This window comes from Cytobacillus firmus (assembly GCF_023715565.1).
Classification (GTDB): Bacteria; Bacillota; Bacilli; order Bacillales; family Cytobacillaceae; genus Cytobacillus; species Cytobacillus firmus_C.
The window spans coordinates 1-21706 of record NZ_JAMBOJ010000038.1; the positions used below are offsets into that span (position 1 = coordinate 1).

Consider the following 21706-nt stretch of genomic DNA (forward strand, 5'->3'; position numbering starts at 1 on the left):
CTTGGTCCCAAACCAAGTGCTCTACCAAGCTGAGCTACTCCCCGTATTATGGCGCGCCCGAGAGGAGTCGAACCCCTAACCTTTTGATCCGTAGTCAAACGCTCTATCCAATTGAGCTACGGGCGCATCTTTAAAGCAACTCTTATATTATAACGATCTTAATTTCATATGTCAACAACTTTTTTGGTGCGGCCGAGAGGACTTGAACCTCCACGGGGTTGCCCCCACTAGGCCCTCAACCTAGCGCGTCTGCCATTCCGCCACGACCGCTTAATAAAGCGACAAGTAACATCATACCGAAACGTAATTCTTAATTCAATGGTAATTAATGGTGCGGGTGAAGGGAGTCGAACCCCCACGCCTTGCGGCGCCAGATCCTAAGTCTGGTGCGTCTGCCAATTCCGCCACACCCGCAATATAAAATTAAAAATGGTGAGCCATGAAGGACTCGAACCTTCGACCCTCTGATTAAAAGTCAGATGCTCTACCGACTGAGCTAATGGCTCATAAAAAATGGCTGGGCTAGCAGGATTCGAACCTGCGAGTGACGGAGTCAAAGTCCGGTGCCTTACCGCTTGGCTATAGCCCAATAACAAATGGCGGTCTCGATGGTAATCGAACCGGTGATCTCCTGTGTGACAGGCGGGCATGTTAACCACTACGCCACCATTCATAGGAAACCGGCAGAAATAAAAAAGTGACCCGTACGGGATTCGAACCCGTGTTACCGCCGTGAAAGGGCGGTGTCTTAACCGCTTGACCAACGGGCCATTGTTAGAATTTTCTGGCGGAGAAGGAGGGATTTGAACCCTCGCGCCGCTTACGCGACCTACACCCTTAGCAGGGGCGCCTCTTCAGCCACTTGAGTACTTCCCCAAATATGGCTCCGCAGGCAGGATTCGAACCTGCGACCGTTCGGTTAACAGCCGAATGCTCTACCACTGAGCTACTGCGGAATAATAATATAATTGATCAATAAAACAGTTAACATCTTATCGACTCTTCATATTATAAGGACGCGGACTATAAAAGTCAAGCATCTTTTTAGAAGATTTTTTTAGCCGCATGCCCTATATTGACCTGCGACAATTATTAAATATAATGCGTACTTATTTTAATGTCAATTCCTTTTTGAACACTAATTTCCCTTTGCATTTACCGCAGACATATTTCTTCGTATCCACTTTTCTTTTTCTCTGATAAGCTTGGCCGCATTCCTTGCACATATATAAAAGAATCTTAGCAGATCTGTTTGTCTTCGGACGATCAGGCAATACTGAACAAAATCGTGGTGCTCCCACTTTCTTCATTAGCATTCTGAAGTCCTGATCACGGTGTTTATATCCTTTTCCTTCTAAATGCAAATGATAATGACATAACTCGTGCTTAATAATTCCCTCTAATTCTTCGGCACCAAGCTGCTCATAATACTTTTTGTTTATTTCAACATGATGCGAATTCAGCATATATCTTCCGCCAGTAGATTTTAGGCGTGAATTAAAATAGGCCTGGTGGCAAAAAGGCTTGCCGAAGCTTTCCATTGATATCTTTTCAACAAGTGTCTGAAGCTCCTGGTCATTCATCGCAATGTTTTTCCTTTCTTATCGTAAACATGACAACCTATTATAGCATACATTATATATACCTTTTACAGCTCTGAACTCTCCTTCGCCAAGGAAACCAATTATCAGATTCCAATTAACGGGAGGTAAATCATATGCCTGTATGGTTTCAAAATCAAATCCAGCGAGCCTTTTATGAAAAAGACCGCTATCAGATCAAACTGCTGAATCAGTGCTGGTTTTTCTATAGAAAGAAACATTGCTCATAATAACATTAGCCAAATCACGCCAGAAATAATGATTTCCCGTGTGATTTGGCTTATGACTCGAAACTGTGAATTTACTGCCTTCTATTAATTAGAATGGCCAAGCATCGTTAGAGCGACTCTTCCCTTTTGTTTATCAACAGAGTCCACCCAGACTGTTACCACATCACCAACAGAAACTACGTCAAGCGGGTGTTTGACAAATTGACGGCTGAGCTTGGATATATGAACCAGTCCATCCTGTTTGACACCAATATCAACAAAGGCTCCGAAGTCTACAACATTCCGCACTGTCCCTTGCAATTCCATTCCTTCCTGCAGGTCTTCAAGCTTTAGTATTTCTTTTTTCAAAAGAGGCTTCGGCAGTTCATCACGCGGATCTCTTTCAGGTCTCATTAAAGCGTCAATGATATCCTTCAATGTCAGCTCACCGATTTCAAGTTCCCCGGCTGTCCGGCTGAGATCTATGCCTTTGAGCGCCTCTCTTAGCGAAGGTGAACCAAGGTCATTTGATTGAAAGCCGAGAGTAGCCAGCAATTTATTTACTTCTGTATATGTTTCCGGGTGAATCCCCGTCCGGTCCAGTGGCTCTTTTCCATCGATAATCCGCAGGAAGCCTATTGCCTGTTCATAGGTTTTGGCACCGAGGCGGGGGATTTTTTTCAACTGCTTGCGGTCTGCGAATTTCCCTTCCTCTTCCCGTTTCTTGATTATATTAGCGGCAACAGTTTTTGACAGGCCTGCTACATGCTGCAGTAATGAAGATGAAGCGGTATTTACATTGACGCCTACCTGGTTTACTGCTGTCTCCACAACAAAGGAAAGAGATTCAGACAACTTTTTCTGGGAGACATCATGCTGGTATTGACCAACTCCCACCGACTTCGGATCAATTTTAACCAATTCCGCAAGAGGGTCCTGGAGGCGACGGGCGATTGATACAGCACTTCTTTCTTCCACCTGGAAATCAGGGAACTCTTCTCTGGCAAGATCTGAGGCAGAGTAGACGCTCGCCCCCGCTTCATTGACAATCAGATAGAATATCTCCTCTTTCATGTCCTTTAATATATCTGCGATGAACTGTTCGGTTTCTCTTGAAGCAGTCCCATTGCCGATGGCAACCATTTTTACTTTGTAGGTTTTTAGAATTTGTATGACTTTCTCCCGTGCCTGATTCGTTTTGGAAACAGGCGGATGTGGATATATGACTCCGATATCGAGTACTTTTCCTGTTTCATCTACAACAGCCAACTTGCAGCCTGTTCTGTAAGCCGGGTCTACCCCAAGCACGACTTTTCCTTTTAACGGAGGCTGAAGAAGCAGTTTTCTGAGATTTTCAGAAAAAATCATGATTGCCTGTTCTTCAGCTTTTTCAGTCAGCTCATTGCGAATTTCACGTTCAATCGATGGCATGATCAGACGCTTGTAGCCATCATCAATAGCTTCCCTTACAATCGTGCCTGCAGGAGAACGTTCATCCTTTATCCACTTTTTATATAAGTACTTTAAAATAAATTCGGTATTGGGCTTTATGTTAATCTTTAGTACTTCCTCTTTTTCACCTCGGTTTAATGCAAGTGTGCGGTGTGGAACAATCCTGCTCACCGGTTCCTCATATTCGTAATACATTTCAAAAACGCCTTTTTCGTCATTCTCTTTATTTCTCACAGAAGACTCAACGGTCCCCTTTTTAGCTGTTTCCATACGGATCCATTTTCTGCTCTCCGCTTCATCTGATACCCACTCTGCAATAATATCTTTTGCGCCGGCGATTGCTTCTTCCGCTGTGGTTACTTCCTTTTTATCAGATAAGAATTCTTTAGCTTTTGCAGCAGGGGTTTCATTTAGCGAAAAAGTGAGAAGCCACTCAGCAAAGGGCTCAAGCCCTTTTTCCTTTGCGGCAGTTGCTTTTGTGCGGCGCTTTTGCTTATATGGCCGGTATAAGTCTTCTACCTCCTGCAGCTTCACTGCCTTGTCAATCTTGATTTTTAACTCTGCGGTCAATTTTCCTTGTTCTTCAATTAAGCGAACTACCTCTTCTTTACGCTGATTAAGGTTTTGTATGTATTGCCAGCGTTCCATGATATCGCGGATTTGAACTTCATCCAGTGCGCCTGTCTGTTCCTTTCTGTATCGGGCAATAAATGGAACTGTGTTTCCTTCTTCCAGCAAGCTGATTGTATTTTTTACTTGTTTGATGGCTATCGATAGTTCCCCAGAGATTAAATCCAGTATTTGATCTTGTCTATCCAATGTTTTTTCCAAGTCCATTCCTCCATTAAAGAGTCTCAATATTCATTTTATCAAAAGAACAAACAAAAAGCTTACCCTGTCTAGAGTAAGCTTCCAAGTATGAAAGTAGCATCATCTGCAGTAGATGGATACTGTTTCTTTATATCTTCCGAGATAAGATCAATAGGGAGAAATGCTTTCAGCAAAGATTTAACCCCATGGATATTAAAGCCGTCTGAGTATATCAAAAATTTAGACTCCGCTTCATACGCAAACCGCTGGGTATGAAACACCTGCGGCCGTCCTGACAGATATCCTGTTACAGGCAGGGGATAAGTGAGTTTTCCTGCAGATGAATATAGGAAAAATCGTATATTCCCTACACAGCTGTACACAAACTCCCTGGAAGCAAAATAAACTTTAAACAGCGCAACTGCTGCTCCTCTTTTTTGCAAAAGTACATCGTTGCAGAGCTTCATAAGCGAATCCACATCTTTCTCATGATGCTGCTCTACAACAGAAACAACAGCAGAAGAAGCCTCATACGCATATTCTCCGCTCCCAAGGCCATCTGCAAGCACACATACAAAGTATTCATCCGTTGCGGTAAAATAATAACCATCACCACAGAAAGATTTGCCTTCTTTCGCTGTCTGGTGTGCAATTACTTCGATGTTATCTCTAACCAATTTGGTCATGAAAGGCACTCCAAGTTATTTGTTTCAGAGTGGATTGCTTCCTGAAGCTTTTTGATCGCACGGCGCTGAAGTCTAGAGACATGCATCTGGGAAATCCCCAATTTATCTCCAGCTTCCTTTTGGCTCATATTCTCAAGATATGTGTATTGAATAATTAGTTTCTCTCTCTCTGACAGAACATGCAGGACTTTTTCAAGAACCAGCATTTGGTTTACTTTTTCAAAGCCCTCGTCCACATTACCGACGATATCCAAAAGAGTGACCGTTCCGCCATCAGAATCAGCTTCGATGGAATGATCAACTGAAAGAGCCTGATAGCTTTTTCCCATTTCCATCGCTTCCAGCACTTCTTCTTCAGAAACCTCAAGCATATCAGCAATTTCGTCTACTCTTGGCGACCTATGAAGCTCTGTTGTAAGTTCTTCAACGGTAGCTTTGATTTTCGGGCCCAATTCCTTTATGCGGCGCGGAACATGAACGCTCCAGGTTTTATCCCTTAAGAAGCGCTTAATTTCCCCGATAATGGTTGGAACAGCAAAGGCCTCAAACGTTTTTCCGAAAGACTCATCATACCGGCGGATAGCACCCAATAAGCCAATAATGCCTACCTGGACAATATCCTCATGATAGGATCTTCCTTTTGAGTACTTGCGTGCAATGGCTTCAACTAAATTCCGATATTGAAGAACAAGGGTATTTTGAGCATCTTCATCCTGGTGAAGCTGGTAGGCTTTGATTAAAGCATTTGTTTCTTCTTTGGATTTTTGGTTAGGTTGAGATTGTTTTTGCATCCCTCTCCACCTGCTCTCCTTCTAGGTATTTGGTCATAAAGACCGTAACACCCTCTTTGTGATGAATTCTTACTTCATCCATCAATGTTTCAATCAGATATAGACCCAAGCCTCCTTCACGCAAAAATTCCACAGAATCAGTCTGGTCATATGGCCCAATGCCTTGTCTGGCTGATTGGAAATCAAAGCTTTTTCCGCTGTCTGCGACCATTACCTCAAGGCGGTCCGTATATAAACCGAATCCGATGACTACTTCCCCTTGCTCATTCTGTTTGTATGCGTGTTGAACAGCATTGGTGCAAGCTTCACTTGTAGCGATCTTAAGATCTTCAATTTCTTCATATGCAAAACCCATTCTGCTGGCAATCCCTGATAATGTCAGGCGGATTACGCCGACAAACTCCGGCTTTGCTGGAATTTTCACTTCAATATAATCAAATGGCTCATTCATTGTACTCCACCTTCAATCCCGCTGTTAATATCGATAATATCCGCCAGGCCCGTAATTTCGAAAAGTCTCTTTAATCGGTCCGACAAGCCAACAATCTGAAATTTGCCGTTATTGGCACGGACATTTTTAAATACACCAACAAATACGCCTAAGCCGGTACTATCCATATAAGAGACTTCAGATAGGTTGACCACCATTTCTACGCCTTCTTTTTCTGTTAAAGGGAAAAGCTCTTCACGGAGTTTTGGGGCTGTATACGCATCAATTTCCCCGCTTATCATTGCTTCAATCAGCATATCATTTTCTTTTACATCTATAGTAATATTCATAACTGACCCACCTCTTCACATGTCAACTGCTTTTTAGTAGTTACCCGCTTTCAAAACCCATTAAACATTTCTTTTTAAAATTATTAAGGTAAAATCATCCCGCAATTGAAAATGCTGAAGTTTTTCAAGTTCTTTATATACGCTATTAACTATTTCCTGTGCACTTAAATGAATGTATTTCTTGATTAATTCCAGCAATGTTTCCTTTTCTATAAACCCTTCTTCTGTACGGCATTCAGTAACCCCGTCTGACATTAATATAATCATATCTCCGGGATTTACTCCTTTTTCGTACTGGCGGTATTTAGTTTTTTTATCAATACCAAGAAGCAGTCCTTTCGCAGTCAGCTCAGTAAATTGCTCATTTCCGGCATTATAGAACAGGCCAGGTTCATGTCCGGCAGAACCATAAGAGAACATGTGGCTATTTGTATCATATATTCCATAAAACATTGTAATGAACATGGTTAGATCTACGTTCTGCTCCACTACCCGATTAAGGTTTTCAAGCACTGTTTTAGGGTCATTGCGGTTTTCAGGCACACTGTCCATAGCATATTTAATCATGGACATACAAAGTGCTGCAGGAAGACCTTTACCGATCACATCAGCAATGGCGATGCTGATTGTGCTGTTCTCATCTTCAACAAAGTGGAAATAATCACCGTTCATATGCTTAGCAGGAACACTTATTGCGCCGATATCCAGTCCTTCAACAGAAGGAACCTGCGTCCCCAGCAAGGTTTGCTGCACGTTCGCAGCTATTTCCATTTCTGTTCTTAGCTCCTGCTGAATATGTTTTAAGCTCTGATGTTCTCTATAGGCAAACCCATAGCCTATCATGACTTCCAAAAGGATATCAAAAGAATGGTGAACATATTCAGGCAAGTCCGGATAAAGTTCACCCATCAAACTTTTATGAACGCTGATAATCTCTTCAGGTGAGATTTTGTGCTCGATTGACTTCCTGCTGAACTTCTGGCCCTGATATAGTGCCTGTTCAGATTGTTCCTTAATATAATTCTCAAGAATATCCCGATACTTTGATTCCATCATTTCTCGGAAATCCATAACGCTTCCCCCTAACGAAGCCACTTAGTTGCTTTTATATCTGTTCCGGTACCAGGATTGGAGTCAATTAAGAACTCATCCATTAACCGCTTCACACCCGGCAGGCCGGCTCCTAATCCTCCTGATGTTGAGTATCCATCTTCCATTACTTGGCGTAAATCATTGATTCCAGGGCCGCTGTCTGCCGCAACTATACGCAATCCCGCTTTTCCGCCGTCGTATATTTTCTCAATACAGATTTGCCCTTGTCCGGCGTATAAGTAAATATTCCGGGCAAGCTCACTAATGGCTGTAGTGATTCTAGCCTGGTCAACTGTACCAAAACCAAGCTCTTTAGCAACATTCCGCCCAAGCTGGCGGGCTGCAACGATGTCCCATTCATTTATGATTTTAACGCAGGATTGGTTTTCCATACAGTTACTCCCCCAATTCCTGTTGTAATTTCTCCAAACCTTTTTCTAAATCTAATGCAGTAAGGACATCATCTAACCCAATGCCTAACTCAATAAGCGTAATTGCTACGGCAGGCTGTATTCCGGTTATGACTACTTTTGCACCCATCAGTTTGGACATATTTATTACGTCGCCTAGAACTTTAGCGATGAATGAATCAATAAAGTCAATGGATGTTAAATCGATAACGACTCCATTTGCGCTCGTCTCATGGATTTTATGGAGCAGGTCCTCCTGGAACTGGAGTGCAGTCTGATCATCTAATTCCCACTGGATGGAGACTAACAGGCAATCGTTCAGCTTTAAAATCGGGATTCTCACTCTCATTCCTCTCCCTCCACCTTTACAATTTTCCGGCTGGTTAATTCAAGGGCCGCTTCTACGCCCTTTTTCAAGGTGTTTTTTGTGGTGAATTGATTTAAATCAATTCCCAGGTTAACAATCGTCTGAGCAATCTCAGGACGTATGCCTACAAGCATGCACTTTGCACCTACAAGTCTTACAGCATCTGCTGCCTGTATAATATGATGGGCTACCATTGTATCAACAACCGGCACACCCGTTATATCTATAAGCACCACTTCTGAACGGTGTTTAACCACTCCATTCAAGAGGTTCTCCATAATCTGCTTTGCACGCTCGGTATCAATTGTACCTACAAGCGGCATGACCGTAATTCCTTCGAAAACAGGAATCAGCGGCGCAGATAATTCCTGAAGGGCAATTTTTTGCAAGGACACAGTTCTTTCCCAAGTGGCCGAATACATATTTACCACTTCATTAACCATAGGAGTCATCCAGCCATCGAATTCATAAACGACTTTCATTTGATTTTCCTGGGTGACAACCCCTGCATTCTGCATAGCTTCAAATACAATCTTACCGAAAGTTTGGAGCCCTTTTGTCACGAAACTGAGCGGCCAGCCCAATCGAACGATTTTCTCGGAGAACTCACTCAATTTTGAAGTGAATTCCTCATTTGAGCTTTTAATATTTGAAATAATCAGGTCAATGAATTCCCGGCTTGTCCCGATAAACACCTGATCGGAAACTACCTTTGTAACCCTTTCATCTGCGTTTTCTTTTGTAGCCTCCAGCCAATGATTGAAAATAGATTCTTTATTATTTTGTATAAAATTCAATATTGTCGAATTCATTTGTTCCTCCCTATTTTATCATATATCTATTATTAGCCTTCCAATTCCCCTTTATTGTAAGAAAGCAAAAAAATCTTCCTGTTTCGTATATACCAATTAAATGATAACAGTGAATGCGAGTCAAATGATACCTATAGGGTCTGAAATTAATAATTCCCATCTATAGGTTAATTCGACAATTTCTTATAAAAACCCTTTTTCCAGTGCGCTGATTTCCCATCGAACAGGAGGTTACTCCCAACTGAAAGCGGGTATATTTACATAACAAACAATTTTATATAGTAAACGACTTTCTTTTTTACCCTATTGTTAAGGAACTAAACCTATTCTGCTTTAAAAAATAAAAAAACGCCCTTTAAAAGAGCGTTTGTTAAAATTCGATTAAGCCTAAGCTGATTTGCACGGCTTCATTCACTTTTTCCATCATTTCGTCATCGAGATGGGTTATTTTATCGGTTAAGCGTTGTTTATCAATTGTACGAATCTGTTCTAATAAGATGACCGAATCCCTTTCAAAACCATAACGCTTCGCATCAATTTCAACGTGAGTAGGCAGCTTTGCTTTTTGAATCTGAGCTGTGATTGCTGCAACAATTACTGTGGGACTAAACCGATTCCCGATGTCGTTTTGGATGACAAGCACTGGACGGACGCCGCCTTGTTCTGAACCAACAACTGGGGATAGGTCTGCAAAATAAACGTCACCACGTTTGACAATCAAAGGATTATCCTCCGCTAACTAGACGTTCAACTGTGTGTTCTGCCTCGTATTCCGCTTGAAATGCTTCAGATGCAATCGTCAAATTTATTTTCGCCATCTCCATGTAACCACGTCTCATGGACTCGCGAATCTGTCTCTTTTTACGTTCACGCAAATACATTTTGGTTGCTTGATAAATGAATTCACTCCGGTTAACGTTTTCCTGTTTAGCAAATCCGTCTAACTCGGTTAAAAGATGCTGCGGTAACTTTACCATTATCTCTGTTGTTGTGCTGGACTCAGACACAAACATACACCTCCACCATCACTACACACCATTTTTATATCTACCATTTTCAATATTACCATTAATAAAGCCCAATGCAAAGGGGATTCTTTAATTCTTCTGTATTATCGGCCAAAAAAATAGTATTTTATGCATGTTTTTAGAAAAGCGTAAGCGCCTTGCCCACGAAGGAACGCAGACTAAGAACGCCATGTCCTGCGGCAAACGTCAAAAATTATCATTTTTGTCTTTTCAGAAAGCCGCAGCACTTATACTATCCCTTTCTCCGGGCGGAAGCGCTCCTGAACAACCATTATTTTTTTCAATTATAACAGATAATTAATTCCCCCGATAATTTTATCATCTCTTTTATATATGCGCGGAACCCGGGAAGATACCATACAGGTAACTTCATAGTTGATGGTTTCAAGCTTTTCCGCGATTTCGTCCACCGAAATTTTTTCTTTCTCCTGCTCGCCGATCATGGTTACCTTTGTTCCGACAGGCATTTCATGAGGTATCTTAATCATGCATTGATCCATGCATATCCTTCCAACAATTGGAACCCTCAATCCTTCAGCAAGTACTTCCTGTCCCTGAAGCTTTCGGATCCAGCCATCCGCATAGCCAATCGGCAATGTCGCAATCCATTCATCTTCTTTTGCTTCATAAGTCGCGCCATAACTGACTTTCTCTCCTTTATGAAGCTTTTTCACATGAACAATAGTGGTATGGAGAGAAAAAGCCTCTTTCAGCTCGAATGGAAGTACACCCTTTATTTCCATGGATGGAGCCAGTCCATACATGCTGATCCCCATTCGGACAGCATTCAAATGCGCTTTTGGAAACCTGAGGCCTGCCGCACTGTTACTGGTGTGGACGTACTTCGGCAATACCTCCATCCACCCTGTCATTTCTTCAAACCTGCTCAGCTGCGTTTCGAAGTAGGCATTGTTTAATGAATCCGCTGTCGCGAAGTGTGTAAACACTCCTTCAAGCAGAAAACGCTTGTCCATTTTGATAACGCTCTCAATTCCCGCAATCTCTTCCCGGCTGCGAATCCCCAGGCGGCCCATGCCGGTATCAAGCTTTATATGAATATTGAGGGTTTTATCTTCTACGTATTCAGCTGCTTTTACCAGCCATTCCTGCTGAAAAACAGTGAGAGAGATATTATTTGCTGCTGCCTCGCCAGCATGTTCCGGGGGGCTCGCTCCCATTACTAAAATCGGCGCTTCAATTTTTTTCTTTCTCAATGCCATTGCCTCATCCAGGGTCGCAACCGCCAGGGAGGATGCACCGGCTTCCAATGCCGCCACCGCTACTGCTTCATCTCCATGCCCATACCCATTTGCCTTTACAACCGCAATGATTTTTGACCCTTCTTTTACATGTTTTTTCATTGACTCTACATTATATGATATTTGATCCAGATTTATCTCTGCCCAAGTGTCCCGATACATTTTTGTCTGTTCATTCATCGATGTATTCACTTCCTTTTAGCCATTGCTTTATACATGTCGATTATCAAACTCGACAGATGGTTTGTCAAATAGATATTTTCTTAACCAGGGTTACCTTGGAAAGAGAAAGCATATATCCAAGGTGCAGGATTTGAGGGCATGGGCTTTGTTTGGACATTGTGATGCGTAATTCCCCGGGCTGTGTCCTACCCGACCCTGTCCACTTTCCATCCAACAAAAAAACAGGCCCCCTATAGGACCTGCTTTAGGCAGTGTTTTATTTCACCATTTCTCCTTGTACCGAACGGGCAATATCAGACATTTCCTCAGGTGATAAATCGTTGGATGCGATCATATAATCCACGCCCTGGTAAGTCCAGGAGATGGTGTTGTCAGAAACTGCACCAATGGTGAAGCCAAGGTCAACCGGCTCGCCTTTAACAGATGTAACTACGGATGATGTCGGCATGACAGTAGCCTTTTCCTGTACAAGCGTGAATGACTTTTCTCCATCATATGTCAATACCACGCGCTTGCCCTCTTCTGTCTTCATTTCCTGTTCATCAACCAGCTTTACATCCGCCATATCCATCTGCGGATATTTAACTGTGAACTCCTGATCCTCCACCTCGGCCATGACTGGCACTTCGAGCTGGGCGCCTGTCATGTTCTTCTGCATGTCAAAGTCTTTCTTATCGAAGCTGGCATTAAATTTTACATTTGAAAATTCTACTGTTACAAGTGCATTTTTATCAGGATCCATAACCTTCACACTGACCGGTGATAAATCAGACTTCTTCAGCTTGATTTCCTGTACAGGAAGCATTTGGTTATTTTGATAGCGCGTTTTTGTTTCAAATACATAATGGTCTTTTGTAGCGGAGAACTTGGCTTCTTTATCCTCCATAATGTCCTTGATTAATGACTCATATAAATATGCCTGGCTGCTGTTTTGCGGCCAATCACTCTGGAAGCGGAAGCTTTTGTTCAGCGCAGGAGTGAGGACAAATACACCGTCATTGTTTCTGAGAATCATCTGACTTTGATCCTTTTGGGCGTTTTTCAGGTTTACCCGGTAAAAATCCGGATCTTTATGCCACACTTCTATTTCATATGTCTGCGGGTCCGTTCCCATCTGCAGCGTCATTTTTGCCTCTGCCTTGTATCCCTTAACGTCTTCGAGCTTTTTATCAAGATCCTTCACAACATCCTCCTGTGTTTTAGAACCACAGGCAGACAATGCAAGAACAACCAAAAGCCCGGCAAGCAGCATGAACCACTTTTTCTTCATTCCTTCAGCCCCTTTGTCTCATTTCAGTGAGATTGGCCGAACTTCCGGCCTGTCTCTCCTATCGCATTATGAATATATGAGACAACCTAAAGGAATATGCTAGGAGGAATGACAAGCTTTTGAAATTCTTCCTGCAGTAAAAAATTCATTCTTTTTCTATTACAACTTGGGCCACAGCATACTCCCTGCTATGGGAAATCGACAAGTGAACACCATCTTTTAATGGCTTTGAAATAAACGGCTTGCCCTTTTTATCCTTTTCAATTTCAATATCCTGAAAGGAAAGTTCTTCGCCAATTCCGGTTCCCCATGCTTTTGAAAAGGCTTCCTTCGCCGCAAACCTTCCTGCAAGAAACTCTGCGCGCCTTTTTTCCGGCATTTGTCGATAGCCATTCAGCTCTTTAGGGGTTAAAATCCGATCAGGAAACCGCCCCTGCCTGGCAATAATTTTCCGTATCCGCTCAAGGTCTGCAATATCAATCCCAATACCGGAAATCATCTCTCATCTTCCTTCTATTTATATTATTCGCTGCATAAAGAATACAGTAGAAGCAGGATTATGTACACATGATCCGCTGAATAAGTGTTTTGGCATGCTGAAAACCCGCTTTTCAGGCTATGATGTAGATAACTATTTAAGAGCACGGAGGAGAGCCATGTTTACGAGAACGGAAAGCTTAAAGGAATTTATCCGCTATTATCCAGTTGTTACGGCTATCATTTGTATCCATATTATCATCTATCTATTAACTGTCATTCCCCTATTCCCAAATTCACTTATTTTTGAGAAGCTGGCAGGCGTCAATTTATATATTGTGGAGGGGGAATACTGGCGGCTGCTGAGTCCTATCATTCTGCACAGCGGCTTCTCCCATGTTTTATTTAACAGTTTTTCACTCGTTCTATTCGGTCCTGTCCTAGAAAGGCTGCTCGGGAAAACCAGGTTCATTTTTGTTTATATCACAGCTGGTGCAGCCGCGAATATTGCTACACTCATCCTTGAGCCATTAACGTATATTCACGTGGGAGCCAGCGGTGCAATCTTTGGTTTGTTCGGCTACTTTGCAGCCATCCTTTTCTTTCAAAAAGAACTTTTATCCAGGGAAAACTCACAAATCATCCTGACCATTACGATCATTGGGGTCATTATGACCTTCCTTCAGCCAAACATCAATGTGACCGCACATATATTCGGCCTGATTGCAGGCTTCCTGATTGGTGCAGCCTCTCTGGCCAAAGGCCGTACATCATCTTCATCCGGAAAGTCAGGCGGACTTCCCCGCATCAGGCATTCTTTAAAAGGAGTGCCTGCATCAAGGCTTGCTGTTTGGGGAATTATTGTTATTTTAGCCATATTGGGGTTTTTAGCCAGATAATGGCCCACAGATGGACAGTTAAACAAAAAAGCGCTCACGGGCGCTTTTTTTGTTGTTTCAGTCCGGTATAAGAATACCATTTATAAATAGCATATACTTCTTTCCTGTCCAGATTCCGTACAGTTCCCCCTGTCCCGCCTGCCCCGGACATAGCAGCAGCTTCAATGGTAGCCAAATTGCGCTTTTTCTGGAAATAGCTTTCTTTCACAGATAGGGACTGGATTCGATTTCTTCTCATAAATACAGTTGTCCTCACTATTCCGCGATATCTGAGGGCAAGCTGCTGTGAGCTGATATCCCAGCCTGCATCCCTGTATTTCAGATGTGACCATCCCAGCGCAAGAACCAGCAGCACCAAAGAAAAGTATCCCCACGGCCTGAATAAGAGGAGCGGCACAGCCACAAAAGGCAGGATCCACAGAAACCCTCTCCACAAGTAGCGGTTGAGCGCTCTTTTCGGAGCTTTAAAGAAACCCGGCTGCAGTTCATACTGTGGCAAGTGAGGCTTTAACAAACCGGCAATCCTTGTTTTTTTCACGATTGGCAGGATCATTAGGCGGGCGCTTTCATTGTCTTCAATGGAACCTCCTGCACTTTCAATATAAACAGTCGCCAGGCCAACTGGCTGCCTAAGCAGATTTTCCCTTATCTGAATAGCCTGTATGCGGTTCAGCGGGATCGTCATTTGCCGCTTTTCGAGCAAGCCTCTGGTAACAATCAATTCCTTCTCACTTCTTATTAATGTAAAACCGGCATATTTCAGCATGCTCCCAATAAGAGCGATCAGCCATGCCATTAGAAAAACGATGAATATCAGAAGGCTTACAAAGATCATTCCATTGGCAATAAATCCTTCGAGCCCGGTAAACACCTTTTCATAGGGAATGATTTCTTCAAACTGAAATACAAAAGCAAAGACAGCTGAAATAACTACGCCTGCTCCGCCTGAAGTTGATGCCAGCAGGAACAATTCGCCGGGCTTAATTTTATAAATCACTTCCCGGTTTTGCATTTCTGCTTCAGGTTCAGAAGGATTATTTTTGGCAGCTGAAAATGCCTGCTGAATGAAATCTGCATCTTCTTTGGAAATAGCCGTCAATACCGCTTCTGCCTCACCCGCACCGGTTGAGCCCGCTGTCTCCACCTTCATTTTCACAAGTCCAAAGGGTCTTTGCAGCAAGCCTTCCGATAAGTCAAGACTTTGGATTCTTTCAAGCGGAATATATCTTTTTTTCTTTACCAGAACACCATACTCGATGCGAAGCTCGCCTTCCTCCAGTCTATAGGTGTATCGCCACCAGGTAAGAATCCCGATTAAAAAAACTGCGGCTATGATCCCTATAGACAGGACAAGCTGAACGATCTCGCCATTCCCTCCTCGGCTTCCAAAGACGACAAAGACAAGAAAAGGCACCAGCATTTCCTTCAGGTGTTTCAGGAAATTGACTGCCGCTGATATAGGGTGCAGCCGTTTCGGATTAGACATCATTTTCTGCAGACCTTGCCAGCTGAGAAATGAAAAAGCGCAATTCCTCGGCTTCATCCATATCCAATGCCGGTATTTCATGAACGGTAGCAGCTGTCGAGATAGTGACAGTAGCCAGGCGATATTTGCGCAATATCGGCCCTTGCCTTGTATCCACATGCTGCACCCGAATCATGGGAACAAGCGTCCTTTTTATCACAAAAAGTCCATATTTAAGCTCTATTTCATTTTCCCGGACCTCATACCTCCATCTTTTCCACTTTAAAGATGGGAAAGTCATAATGACGAGGTAGGCATAGGCGGAATAGAACATTAAAGAAGCTCCAATAACCCAAATAGGCCAATTAAACAGGATGGCAGCAGCGATAGCGCCACCTGAGAACACAAAAGGAAAAACAGAATGGAGCGTGCCGGAGATTCTCCAAGCAAGCAATCCCCTTGCCGGAATCCTTTTATGCGGCTCTGTAATCATGCAGTACCCCCCGCAATTCCATAAAATTAATAGCTTTAAATCCGCTCTTTCACTTCTATAAGTATACATGACAGAAAAAAGAAGTGTCTCCCTTTTATGAAAAAATCGGGGCAGTGTTTTATATTTCAAAGCTGGATGAATCAATAAAAGTCAAAGTGGGGTTCTTTTTTAAATCCTCAACAAGCTTAAACAGGGCACTGTCCTTCATTTTCGCTTCGATCATGCAATGAATCTCAGGCACAGTTCCCTTAATGTTCTCCAGAAACTCCAGGAACATATCCGCATCAATATAATCCGCATGCGCTCTGAAGTCTTTGTCTGATTTTGGGCTGGAAATATGCATTTTCACAGGCAGTTCAGAATGGTCCCAAGTTGCTGCAGACCTCTCCCATGCCCCTGCCCAGTCATCATTCTTGAAATTGGCAAGGTGATGATGGTAATCAAATACAAGCGGAATCCCAAGCTTTTCACAAAGGTAGAGCGTATCATCAAGTGTAAAAGTGGTATCGTCATTCTCGAGAATAATCATCTGCTGGATCCCTGAAGGCGTAAAGCCCCAATTATGGATAAATTGTTCGAGCGCTTTTTCTTTATCATCATAGCCTCCTCCAACATGCAGGACACAACGGTGAGCCGGATTCAGACGCATGCCTTTCAACAGGGCTTCATGCATAGCCAGCGTCTTGATGGACATATTCAATGTGTCCACTTTCGGTGTATTAAGGAGCACAAAATGGTCAGGGTGAAAATCCACACGCATGGGATGTTCATCCAGAAAGTCGCCGATGCCGGACAGAATGTCTTTGAGTGGACGCATATACTTCCAATCAGAAAGTTCCTCATGATTAGCAAGCGGAATCAGCCGTGAACTGAAGCGGAAAAAATGGATATCATGGGCCGCATTGTGCTTTAGCAGCCTCAGGCAATTCTCCAAATTGGAAACAGCAATTCGCTCCAATCTTGCAATCGCCGCCTCGCGGTCTTTAATACTTGAGAATTGTTTGAACGTCATCGTTTGTGATGGCGATGCGTTTTTCAGATTCATACTCATCGCAACATACCCAAGGCGTACAATCGTCATGTTGTTTCCTCCCGTACAGTAATTTCCCTTAGTATGTACGGCAGCTGCTTAGAATTTGCATGTGTAGACGCTCCCTTAATATAGACAAAATAAAAGAGAGCAGAATTTCTGCTCTCCAAATTTCTTATCTATAGCTGTTGCTGTTTGAACGGCTGTTATTGTGGCTTGGACGTTTTCCAGTGTGGCCTTGGCGGGATTTGTATGATCCTTTTTGGCCGCCTTGTCTGCCTCTGCCATTGTATCCTCCGCGGCTGCGGTCATTTGGCTTTCTGTCGCGCTTAGATGGAAGCGGCTTTTCCTCTGTTAATTTAACAGGGGTTGTATCCGGTTCTTTTGTCAGCATCTTCAGCACGGCCTGAACAACTGTTGACGCGTCCTTTTGTGCAAGAAGCTGATCTGCGGCTTCTTTATAGCTTTCAAGATTGTTTTCCTCGATGGTTTGCATGATTTTTTCCATTACAGCTTTTTGCTGGCCCTCTAGCGCCTCATCCAGTGTCGGAGCATCCATGCGTTCCATTTTTTTCTTAGTTGTACGTTCCACCACATGCAGGTACGATTTTTCGCGTGGATTGATGAATGTCATCGCAACACCCGTTTTTCCAGCACGTCCGGTCCGGCCGATGCGGTGAACATAGCTTTCAGGATCCTGAGGGATGTCAAAATTGTATACATGTGTGACGCCGGAAATGTCTAATCCGCGTGCTGCCACATCTGTTGCCACAAGAACGTCAATGCTTCCCTCTTTGAACTTCCTGAGAACAGAAATCCGTTTGGCCTGGCTTAAGTCACCATGGATTCCTTCAGCCATGTATCCGCGAAGATTCAAGGCTTCAGCCAATTCATCAACACGGCGCTTAGTGCGTCCGAATACGATCGCCAATTCAGGTGATTGAATATCCAGAAGTCTTGTCAGCACATCAAATTTATTTTTCTCATGCACTTCAACATAGAATTGTTCAATAGATGAAACAGTCATTTCCTTAGCTTGTACGCGGACAACCTGAGGGTCCTTCATAAAACGTTCTGCCATTCTGCGGATTGGAGCAGGCATTGTAGCAGAGAAGAGCAGTGTTTGGCGCTCTTCAGGAATTTTCGCAAGTATTGCTTCAATATCGTCAATGAATCCCATGTTAAGCATTTCATCCGCTTCGTCAAGGATAGCCGTATGAACATGGTCCAAACGCAAAGTTTTGCGGTTGATATGGTCCAAAATACGCCCCGGCGTTCCAACGATGATATGCGGTTTGTTCTTTAAAGCACGGATTTGACGGTTAATATCCTGTCCGCCATAAATGGAAAGGACTTTCGTTCTTTTTCCGTAGCCGATTTTATACAGTTCTTCCGATACTTGAATCGCCAGCTCACGTGTTGGAGCAATAACAATTCCCTGAATATGCTCTTTCGTGTTGTCGATTTTATCAATCATCGGAATTCCGAATGCAGCCGTTTTTCCTGTTCCTGTCTGCGCCTGCCCAATCAGGTCTTTATTCTCCAGACTTAACGGAATGGTTTGTGTCTGAATAGGAGTCGCTTCTTCAAATCCCATTCGTTTCAGTGATTTCATTGTCTCCGGGCTGATGCCCAAGTCTTGAAACTTTGTCAATGTATTCATTCTCCTTCTAATCATAGAAAAATTTTGTCCCTGCAAACCTGCAGGCAGGAGTTCTCCTGAAAAATTGGCCTATGAGTCTCTTCCGGACGATTATAAGAAATGTTATGGCACCCTGTAAGGAGCCTTTTTACCGGCACTACCCGGCAATCTAGATGCTGTAACTTCTTATTATATAAAAAGTGCGGTTATGTTTCGTTAAGAAGAGTCCCACTCACTATGAAACCCGCTTGAGGAAAGGATGAGGGTAAATTCTATCCAAATTGTTCACGGACAATCAGGTCTCTTAAGATAAGCGCATTTAAGCACCCATCTATTTATGGCCTTACTGAAGTATGCTTTTTCAGCAATACTTCTGTATTTAATGAAAAAAGACATTCTCCTGCTGGAGTATGTCCGGGTTCTCAAAAGAAGTTCCTGTTGGCACTTTGGTGTTTATATTACCATTTTCAAGTAAGCTTTGCAAACGTGAAGGCTGTCTGAAAACCTTATCATTCAGGCTTTTTTTGCAGAAATCCAAGGATTTCCTGAAAGAGGCGGTCCCCTTCCCCGCAGTGGCAGATAAGATGCTTTGAGTCTTTTATAAAAATTAATTTTTTGGCTGATGAACTAATATTATTATATAAATATCTGGCGCTTCTCGGAGGCACCACTCCATCACTTTCACCCTGCGCAATTAACGTTGGTACATTGATCTGATTTAAAATAGGCCTGATGGAAGCAACAAGCCTGCGGAATTGAAGTGTTGCTGTAATCGGTGTCGCACTGATTTTCCGCTTATATCTGACGTACATTTCATTGTCAGCCAGGTTCCCCCTGAAAGCATCTCTTACCATCTCTTTCATATCAATGAATAGCCGCTTCGGGTTCACGTAATAGGCAGCAGCACTGAGCAGAACCAATTTATCTACAGGATAATGAACCGTTAAATAGCTGGCTATCAGGCCGCCCATTGAAAAGCCAATGACATATACTTTTTCACAGCGGCTAATCAGCCTTTTCAGTTCTTCCTCTGCATGCTCAATCCACTTGTTGTAGACGATTCCTTTCAGCTTCAGTTCATCGCCATGACCCGGCAATGTCGGCACGGAAATCTCCCAGTCTGTATGTTCTTTTAAATACTCTGCCAAAGGTTCTACTTCGAATGGAGCTCCTGTAAAACCATGTATGCACATGCAGCCAATCATTTACGAGTCACCGCCATTTTTTAAATTTAAGTACATTTTATTTTACACTTTTTCCTTTTCGCCATACTAATCAAACCTGTTGGAAGATAAAAATTATAGCGAAAGAACTATTTAAAAATAACTTAAACCCCTGTTTCACGTGAAACAGGGGTTTAATTCCTATAATAACAGATATATACAATTTATCTATTTTTCAAAATGCTCTTACTGAAAAACTTTATGCTGTATCAGTCCTTCATCCTTTCTGTTAAAGCTAAAAGGCTATTGAAGAAACTATTGAAGAGCTGATACAACTTCTTCAAGCTTCATGCCACGGGATGCCTTGACCAGCACAATAGTTTCCTGGTCGACATGTTTCTTCAGTTCTTGAATAAGGTCCTGTTTGTCAGTAAAGGCTGCCACCCGTTCATGAGGCAGGACTTCCTTCGCCCCCTTGGCGATAAATTCCCCGAGCTTGCCGAAAGTAAACACGTAATCAACCTTTTTGGCATCCACAGATTTCCCAGTGGAGTAATGGAAATCCTCCTCCTGCGGACCAAGCTCCAGCATATCACCAAGAACGAGAACTTTCTTTTTGTAGCCAGGAAGATTGGCGACCAGCTCAATGGCTGCATTCATGGATGTCGGGCTGGCATTATAGGCATCATTAATAATTTTTTCACCCATTTTGCCCTCGAGCAGTTCCATTCTCATATTGGTCAACTTTAAGCTTGCAAAGCCTTCGTTCATCTTTTCGTACGGAACGCCGAAATGGGATGCTGCAATCATTGCTGCCAGGGCATTGAGAACGTTATGGGTGCCCAGTACAGGCAGGTTAAATTCCTCGTCGGATTCATTGATCCTAAATGTGCTGCCCTTGTCATTCTGCTTGATATTCACCGGATACACATCGCTTTTCCCGGTTCTCCCAAAGGTTCTTAATGCCGCCGAACCATTGTAGGTTTTCAGCTTTTCATCAAGAAGCGGCTCATCACCGTAATAAATAACCAGGCCATTTTCCTGAAGGCCATTTATAATTTCCAGCTTCGCTTCTGCAATCCCTTCTCTGGAACCTAAATCCTGCAGATGGGATTCGCCTATATTCGTAATGATCACGGCGTCCGGACGGGCAAGCTTCGTAAGAAAATCGATTTCTCCCCTTCCGCTCATTCCCATTTCGAGTACGGCGATTTCCGTATCTTCTTCAAGTGCCAGAATGGTCAGGGGAAGACCGATATGGTTGTTATAGTTGCCTTCCGTTTTTTGAACCTTAAAGTTTAGTGACAGAAGGTTTGCAGTCATATCCTTGGTCGTTGTTTTGCCGTTGCTTCCTGTGATGCCTGCGACCTTTACGTTTAATTCATTACGATAGCTTCTCGCCAATTCCTGAAGAGCTGTCAGTGTATCTTCAACAATGAGGATGGGAAGATGCAGTGGCGGATTGGGAACATCCTTTTGCCAAAAAGCCGCGGTTGCCCCTTTTTCAATGGCATCTTCTACAAATCGATGGCCATCTGAATTTTCCCCTTTGAAAGGAACAAATAAATTGCCCTTCCCGATTTTTCTGGAGTCAATGCTGACGCCTTGAATGGAAGTGGCATTAATTGAAGATACGTCATTATCTACTTTAATCATCTGTGTAATTTCCTGAAGTGTTTTCTTAATCATGTGGCGCCTCCTATGGGGCAAAATCAGCAGCTCACCCAACATCCTGATTTTGCCAATTATGTATGAACAAAAGGAACACGGCAAAGATGCCGTGTTTC

Annotated in this window: 23 protein-coding genes and 8 tRNA genes; 2 read left to right on the top strand and 29 right to left on the bottom strand. The window is 43.1% G+C overall.

Features of this window, described 5'->3' with window-relative positions; translation table 11 throughout:
• Positions 1 to 49: 49 nt before the first annotated feature.
• From M3205_RS15610 to M3205_RS15650, 9 genes are all read right to left on the bottom strand, one after another.
• Positions 50 to 126: transfer RNA gene (locus M3205_RS15610), tRNA-Arg, on the bottom strand.
• Positions 127 to 184: 58 nt separating this feature from the next.
• Positions 185 to 270: transfer RNA gene (locus tag M3205_RS15615), tRNA-Leu, on the bottom strand.
• A 59-nt stretch (positions 271 to 329) separates the two neighbouring features.
• Positions 330 to 414 (bottom strand) — tRNA-Leu (locus M3205_RS15620).
• A 16-nt stretch (positions 415 to 430) separates the two neighbouring features.
• Positions 431 to 506 (bottom strand) — tRNA-Lys (locus M3205_RS15625).
• 8 nt (positions 507 to 514) lie between these two features.
• A tRNA-Gln gene (locus tag M3205_RS15630) sits at positions 515 to 589 on the bottom strand.
• A 109-nt stretch (positions 590 to 698) separates the two neighbouring features.
• A tRNA-Glu gene (locus tag M3205_RS15635) sits at positions 699 to 770 on the bottom strand.
• A gap of 15 nt (positions 771 to 785) precedes the next feature.
• Positions 786 to 876: transfer RNA gene (locus M3205_RS15640), tRNA-Ser, on the bottom strand.
• 5 nt (positions 877 to 881) lie between these two features.
• Positions 882 to 956: transfer RNA gene (locus M3205_RS15645), tRNA-Asn, on the bottom strand.
• A 153-nt stretch (positions 957 to 1109) separates the two neighbouring features.
• A complete protein-coding gene (locus M3205_RS15650; RefSeq protein ID WP_251170776.1) occupies positions 1110 to 1583 on the bottom strand; it encodes a SprT family protein in 474 nt (157 codons plus the stop codon).
• 134 nt (positions 1584 to 1717) lie between these two features.
• On the opposite strand from M3205_RS15650, the gene cmpA reads away from it, so the two are divergent.
• Positions 1718 to 1831, top strand: coding sequence for a cortex morphogenetic protein CmpA (cmpA, locus tag M3205_RS15655; RefSeq protein WP_009336300.1), 114 nt, complete (start codon positions 1718 to 1720; stop codon positions 1829 to 1831).
• A gap of 84 nt (positions 1832 to 1915) precedes the next feature.
• Here the strand turns inward: cmpA and M3205_RS15660 are convergent, their stop codons facing one another.
• The 14 genes from M3205_RS15660 to acpS all read right to left on the bottom strand — a co-directional run bounded on the left by M3205_RS15660 (position 1916) and on the right by acpS (position 13249).
• Complete coding sequence (locus M3205_RS15660) at positions 1916 to 4093, bottom strand: Tex family protein (protein WP_251170777.1); 2178 nt, start codon at positions 4091 to 4093, stop codon at positions 1916 to 1918.
• Between the two features lie 68 nt (positions 4094 to 4161).
• On the bottom strand, positions 4162 to 4758 hold the full coding sequence (locus M3205_RS15665) for a PP2C family serine/threonine-protein phosphatase (RefSeq protein ID WP_251170778.1): 597 nt from the start codon (positions 4756 to 4758) through the stop codon (positions 4162 to 4164).
• Positions 4755 to 5549 (bottom strand): RNA polymerase sigma factor SigB, encoded by a 795-nt coding sequence (gene sigB / locus M3205_RS15670; protein WP_251170779.1) that lies wholly within the window; start codon positions 5547 to 5549, stop codon positions 4755 to 4757. The genes M3205_RS15665 and sigB overlap by 4 nt, the downstream gene beginning before the upstream one ends.
• A complete protein-coding gene (gene rsbW / locus M3205_RS15675; protein WP_009336304.1) occupies positions 5527 to 6000 on the bottom strand; it encodes an anti-sigma B factor RsbW in 474 nt (157 codons plus the stop codon). Before rsbW ends, sigB begins: the two co-directional genes overlap by 23 nt.
• A complete protein-coding gene (locus M3205_RS15680; RefSeq protein ID WP_035331808.1) occupies positions 5997 to 6329 on the bottom strand; it encodes an anti-sigma factor antagonist in 333 nt (110 codons plus the stop codon). Before M3205_RS15680 ends, rsbW begins: the two co-directional genes overlap by 4 nt.
• A 60-nt stretch (positions 6330 to 6389) precedes the next feature.
• Positions 6390 to 7400 carry a PP2C family protein-serine/threonine phosphatase gene (locus M3205_RS15685; protein ID WP_251170780.1) on the bottom strand — a complete coding sequence of 337 codons (1011 nt, stop codon included), beginning with the start codon at positions 7398 to 7400 and terminating at the stop codon, positions 6390 to 6392.
• A gap of 11 nt (positions 7401 to 7411) precedes the next feature.
• Positions 7412 to 7813 (bottom strand): anti-sigma regulatory factor, encoded by a 402-nt coding sequence (locus tag M3205_RS15690; protein ID WP_095245889.1) that lies wholly within the window; start codon positions 7811 to 7813, stop codon positions 7412 to 7414.
• 4 nt (positions 7814 to 7817) lie between these two features.
• Positions 7818 to 8180: an STAS domain-containing protein gene (locus M3205_RS15695; protein ID WP_009336309.1), complete on the bottom strand. Its 363-nt coding sequence runs from the start codon at positions 8178 to 8180 to the stop codon at positions 7818 to 7820.
• Positions 8177 to 9010, bottom strand: a complete 834-nt coding sequence (locus M3205_RS15700; RefSeq protein WP_251170781.1) for an RsbT co-antagonist protein RsbRA — start codon at positions 9008 to 9010, stop codon at positions 8177 to 8179. The genes M3205_RS15695 and M3205_RS15700 overlap by 4 nt, the downstream gene beginning before the upstream one ends.
• A 370-nt stretch (positions 9011 to 9380) precedes the next feature.
• Complete coding sequence (gene ndoA, locus M3205_RS15705; protein WP_251170782.1) at positions 9381 to 9731, bottom strand: type II toxin-antitoxin system endoribonuclease NdoA; 351 nt, start codon at positions 9729 to 9731, stop codon at positions 9381 to 9383.
• Between the two features lie 4 nt (positions 9732 to 9735).
• On the bottom strand, positions 9736 to 10017 hold the full coding sequence (locus M3205_RS15710) for a CopG family ribbon-helix-helix protein (RefSeq protein ID WP_035331931.1): 282 nt from the start codon (positions 10015 to 10017) through the stop codon (positions 9736 to 9738).
• A gap of 305 nt (positions 10018 to 10322) precedes the next feature.
• Complete coding sequence (alr, locus tag M3205_RS15715) at positions 10323 to 11477, bottom strand: alanine racemase (RefSeq protein ID WP_251170783.1); 1155 nt, start codon at positions 11475 to 11477, stop codon at positions 10323 to 10325.
• A 259-nt stretch (positions 11478 to 11736) separates the two neighbouring features.
• Positions 11737 to 12750: a LolA family protein gene (locus tag M3205_RS15720; RefSeq protein WP_251170784.1), complete on the bottom strand. Its 1014-nt coding sequence runs from the start codon at positions 12748 to 12750 to the stop codon at positions 11737 to 11739.
• A gap of 145 nt (positions 12751 to 12895) precedes the next feature.
• Positions 12896 to 13249, bottom strand: coding sequence for a holo-ACP synthase (acpS, locus tag M3205_RS15725; RefSeq protein ID WP_251170785.1), 354 nt, complete (start codon positions 13247 to 13249; stop codon positions 12896 to 12898).
• Positions 13250 to 13406: 157 nt separating this feature from the next.
• On the opposite strand from acpS, the gene M3205_RS15730 reads away from it, so the two are divergent.
• The gene (locus M3205_RS15730; RefSeq protein WP_251170786.1) at positions 13407 to 14126 is read left to right on the top strand and encodes a rhomboid family intramembrane serine protease; all 720 of its coding nucleotides are present in this window, start codon (positions 13407 to 13409) and stop codon (positions 14124 to 14126) included.
• A 34-nt stretch (positions 14127 to 14160) separates the two neighbouring features.
• Here the strand turns inward: M3205_RS15730 and M3205_RS15735 are convergent, their stop codons facing one another.
• From M3205_RS15735 to M3205_RS15760, 6 genes are all read right to left on the bottom strand, one after another.
• Positions 14161 to 15615, bottom strand: a complete 1455-nt coding sequence (locus M3205_RS15735) for a PH domain-containing protein (RefSeq protein ID WP_311315738.1) — start codon at positions 15613 to 15615, stop codon at positions 14161 to 14163.
• Complete coding sequence (locus M3205_RS15740) at positions 15605 to 16084, bottom strand: PH domain-containing protein (protein ID WP_251170787.1); 480 nt, start codon at positions 16082 to 16084, stop codon at positions 15605 to 15607. Before M3205_RS15740 ends, M3205_RS15735 begins: the two co-directional genes overlap by 11 nt.
• Before the next feature lie 118 nt (positions 16085 to 16202).
• A complete protein-coding gene (gene uvsE / locus M3205_RS15745; RefSeq protein WP_251170788.1) occupies positions 16203 to 17165 on the bottom strand; it encodes a UV DNA damage repair endonuclease UvsE in 963 nt (320 codons plus the stop codon).
• Between the two features lie 124 nt (positions 17166 to 17289).
• On the bottom strand, positions 17290 to 18768 hold the full coding sequence (locus M3205_RS15750; RefSeq protein WP_251170789.1) for a DEAD/DEAH box helicase: 1479 nt from the start codon (positions 18766 to 18768) through the stop codon (positions 17290 to 17292).
• Between the two features lie 497 nt (positions 18769 to 19265).
• A complete protein-coding gene (locus tag M3205_RS15755) occupies positions 19266 to 19961 on the bottom strand; it encodes an alpha/beta hydrolase (RefSeq protein ID WP_251170790.1) in 696 nt (231 codons plus the stop codon).
• A 273-nt stretch (positions 19962 to 20234) separates the two neighbouring features.
• The gene (locus M3205_RS15760) at positions 20235 to 21608 is read right to left on the bottom strand and encodes a UDP-N-acetylmuramoyl-tripeptide--D-alanyl-D-alanine ligase (protein WP_251170791.1); all 1374 of its coding nucleotides are present in this window, start codon (positions 21606 to 21608) and stop codon (positions 20235 to 20237) included.
• Positions 21609 to 21706: the final 98 nt, after the last annotated feature.